The organism is Frankia sp. AiPs1 (assembly GCF_023716945.1).
In the GTDB taxonomy this organism is placed as follows: Bacteria; Actinomycetota; Actinomycetes; order Frankiales; family Frankiaceae; genus Frankia.
Genome location: NZ_JAMQQF010000602.1, coordinates 1 through 3,556 on the forward strand (window position 1 = coordinate 1; position 3,556 = coordinate 3,556).

Annotated in this window: 3 protein-coding genes and 1 pseudogene; 3 read left to right on the forward strand and 1 reads right to left on the reverse strand. The window is 76.0% G+C overall.

Translation table 11 applies throughout. The features are described 5' to 3' along the window. The 3 genes and pseudogenes from ND748_RS28070 to ND748_RS28080 form a co-directional block, all read left to right on the forward strand. Positions 1–342: pseudogene (locus ND748_RS28070) on the forward strand (nitrite reductase); the annotation flags it as partial. Then, positions 333–986 carry a precorrin-8X methylmutase gene (locus ND748_RS28075; protein WP_251749207.1) on the forward strand — a complete coding sequence of 218 codons (654 nt, stop codon included), beginning with the start codon at positions 333–335 and terminating at the stop codon, positions 984–986. The pseudogene ND748_RS28070 and the gene ND748_RS28075, both read left to right, overlap by 10 nt. Then, complete coding sequence (locus ND748_RS28080) at positions 983–2,671, forward strand: precorrin-2 C(20)-methyltransferase (protein WP_251749208.1); 1,689 nt, start codon at positions 983–985, stop codon at positions 2,669–2,671. The genes ND748_RS28075 and ND748_RS28080 overlap by 4 nt, the downstream gene beginning before the upstream one ends. On the opposite strand, the gene ND748_RS28085 is transcribed toward ND748_RS28080, so the two are convergent. Then, entirely contained in the window at positions 2,643–3,509 is an 867-nt protein-coding gene (locus ND748_RS28085; protein WP_251749209.1) for a cobalt-precorrin-6A reductase, read from the reverse strand. The two genes, ND748_RS28080 and ND748_RS28085, sit on opposite strands and share 29 nt — an antisense overlap. Between the last annotated feature and the right edge of the window lie 47 nt (positions 3,510–3,556).

Consider the following 3,556-nt stretch of genomic DNA (forward strand, 5'->3'; position numbering starts at 1 on the left):
GGGCGGCCCGGACCGCCGGGTGGCGGTCCGTGGCACCGCCGGGATCGGCTGCCCGTGCACTGGTCGGGCTGCGCGCGCCGGTGCGGCCAGCCGGCCGGCGAGGTGGTCGAGGCCGTCGCCGACGCCACCGGTTACCGGGTTCGCCGCGGCGCCGGCAGCGGGACGCTGGTGCCGTGGTCATCGGTCGGCGCACCTCCGGGCGCACTGCCGGGCGCACTGCCGGGAGAGGTACCGGGCGAGGTGTCGGCCGTCGGCTGGGACACGCTCGTCGACGTGGTGGCGGCGCAGCGGTCGGTTGCTCGCGGGCGTGGGGATGGACGGGAGGCTGGCTCATGGAGGTGACGGTTGCGGGATCGTCTCGTCCCGGCTACATCCGGGACGGCGCGGAGATCTACCGTCGTTCGTTTGCGACGATCCGGGCCGAGGCACGCCTCGACGGGCTGCCCGCCGACGTCGCCCGCGTCGCCGTTCGCATGATCCATTCCTGCGGCATGGTCGACCTCGTCGACGACCTGGCCGTCAGCCCGGGCGTGGTCGCCGCGGCGCGGGCAGCCCTGCTGGCCGGCGCGCCGGTGCTGTGCGACGCGCAGATGGTCGCCGCCGGGGTGACCCGCGGCCGGCTACCCGCCGGCAACGACGTGCTGTGCCTGCTCGGCGATCCACGGGTGCCGGGCCTCGCCGCCGAGCTGGGCACGACCCGCAGCGCCGCGGCGGTCGACCTGTGGGGCGAGCGCCTCGCCGGCGCCGTCGTCGCTATCGGCAACGCCCCCACCGCCCTGTTCCGGCTGCTGGAGCTCGTCGCGGCTGGCGCACCACGGCCGGCGGCCGTCCTCGGCGTGCCGGTGGGCTTCATCGGCGCGGCCGAATCGAAGCAGGCGCTCGCCGACGATCCGGCCGGCTTGGAGTTTCTTGTCGTGCACGGCCGGCGCGGCGGCAGTGCGATGGCCGTTGCCGCCGTCAACGCGATTGCGAGCGAGCAGGAGTGAGCGACGCGCGTGAACCGGCGGAGGTCAGCTCGGCCAGTTCGGCCAGCTCGGCGGGCCGGCTGTGGGGCGTGGGCGTCGGCCCCGGTGATCCCGAGCTGATGACGCTGCGGGCGGCCCGGCTCATCCACGACGCCGACGTGATCGCTTACCACAGCGCTCGGCACGGTCGAAGCATCGCCAGGTCGATAGCCGCCTCGCACCTGCGCGGCGACCAGATCGAGGAGGCGCTGGTCTACCCGGTCACCACGGAGACGACGAGCCATCCCGGCGGCTACCGGGGGGCGATCGACGAGTTCTACGAGGACTGCGCCAAGCGGCTGGCGGCCCACCTCGACGCCGGCCGGGACGTCGTCGTCCTCAGCGAGGGCGACCCCTTCTTCTACGGCTCGTTCATCCACCTGCATCGCCGCCTCGCCGACCGCTACCCGACCGAGGTCGTGCCCGGGGTGACGTCGTTGTCGGCGGGCTGCGCGGTGCTCGGTCGCCCGCTCGTCGAGGGCAACGAGGTCCTCACCGTGCTGCCGGGCACGCTGGCGCCGCAGACCCTCGCCGAGCGGATCGCCGGCACCGACACCGCGGTCGTGCTCAAGATGGGCCGGACCTTCCCCGGCGTCCGCGACGCCTTCACCGACGCCGGCCGGCTCGCCGACACCTGGTACGTCGAGCGGGCGACGACGGCCGGCCAGCGGATTGCCCCGCTCGGCGAGGTCGACCCGGCGACCGTGCCCTACTTCTCCCTGGCCGTGCTGCCGAGCCCGGTGCGTGGCCCGGACGATCCGGCGCCGCTGCGCGCCGGCCAGGCCGACTGGCTGCTCGCTGGCGCCGTGAGCCGGCCGGCGTCGTCCGCATCCGTCCCCCTCGGGACCACCAACCGCACCGTGTCGGCGGTCGGGCAGCACCAGCCCGTGGGAGAGCAGTCCGCGGGGGAGCAGTCCGCGGGAGAGGTCGTCGTGGTCGGGCTCGGCCCGGGCGCGCAGGACTGGCTGACCCCGCAGGCCGCCGCCGCGCTCGCCGCCGCCGACGACCTCATCGGCTACGGCCCCTACCTCGACCGGGTGCCCGTCGCGCCGCGCCAGCGCCGGCACCCGTCGGGCAACACGGTCGAGGCGGAACGCGCCGAGCTCGCCCTGGAGCTGGCCGCCGCCGGGGCGAACGTCGCGGTGGTGTCCTCCGGCGACCCCGGCGTCTTCGCGATGGCGACCGCCGTCGTCGAGGCCGCGGCGCAGCGGCGGTTCGCCCACGTCGACGTGCGGGTCGTGCCCGGGCTGACCGCCGCGCAGGCGGTGGCGAGCCGGGTCGGTGCGCCGCTCGGCCACGACTTCTGCGTGCTGTCGCTGTCCGATCGGCTCAAGCCGTGGGAGGTCATCGAGCGGCGGCTGCGCGCCGCCGCGGCGGCAGACCTCGTCCTCGCGATCTACAACCCGGCGTCGCGGACGCGGCGCGAGCAGCTCGAGCGGGCCCGCGCGGCCCTGCTGGAGCACCGCGCGCCGGACACCCCGGTCGTGATCGGCCGCGACGTCGGCGGCCCCACCGAGACGGTCACCGTGACGACCCTCGGCGACCTGGACCCGGCCGGCGTCGACATGCGCTGCCTGCTGCTCGTCGGCTCCTCGACGACCCGGATCGTCCGCCGCCGCACCGGCCAGGACCTCGTGTTCACCCCCCGCCGCTACCCGGCACCGTGAGGTGCGGGGCGCCGGCGGCAGGGCCGGCCCACGGGCCGTCGTGGGATTCGATCCGACCGGTGCTGGCGAGGGCGGTCAGCCATTGTGCTGCGGGGGCGATGTCGGAGACCACCGGGAATCCGGACGGTGGGGGCGGGCGGTCGACCATGATGACGGGCAGGCCCAGGTCGCGGGCGGCGGTGAGCTTGGCGGCGGTCATCGCGCCGCCGCTGTCCTTGGTCACGAGGACGTCGATGGCGTAGCGGCGCAGCAGCGCGGTCTCGCCGGCCACGTCGAACGGGCCCCGGTCGAGGATCACCTCGAGTCGCGGTGGCAGCGCGCCGGTCGGCGCCTCGACGCAGCGGACCAGGAACCAGGGGCGGTGCAGCCCGGCGAACAGCGCGAGGTCGCTGCGCCCGGTGGTCAGGAACACCCGCGGGCCGGGATCGATGCCCGCGCCACGCCAGGACGGGACGAACCGGTCGATCAGGTCCGCCACGGCGGGCAGGGACGGCACCCGGCGCCAGTCGTCGCCGGGCTGGGCCTGCCAGCCGGGGCGACGCAGGACCAGCAGCGGCACGCCGGTGACCGCCGCGGCCGTCGCGGCGGAGGAGCTCATCCGGGCGGCGAACGGGTGGGTGGCGTCGACCACCGCGTCGATCCGTTCGCGGCGCAGATGCTCGGCGAGGCCGGCCGAACCGCCGAACCCGCCGACGCGGACCCGGCAGGACGGCGGTACTCGCGGCTCGCGCACCCGTCCGGCCAGTGAGTAGACGACGTCGAACCCGTCGAACCCGTCGAGCTCGGTCAGGGCGAGGGCCAGCCGGCGGGCCTCACCGGTGCCCCCCAGCAGCAGCACCCGCAGCGGGCTCGGCGCTGCCGGGCGTGCCGGGGCTGGCGTGGGGT

Coding starts and splice junctions, on each gene's coding strand:
- ND748_RS28075 (WP_251749207.1), top strand. CDS start 333: ATGGAGGTGACGGTTGCGGGATCGTCTCGTCCCGGCTACATCCGGGAC.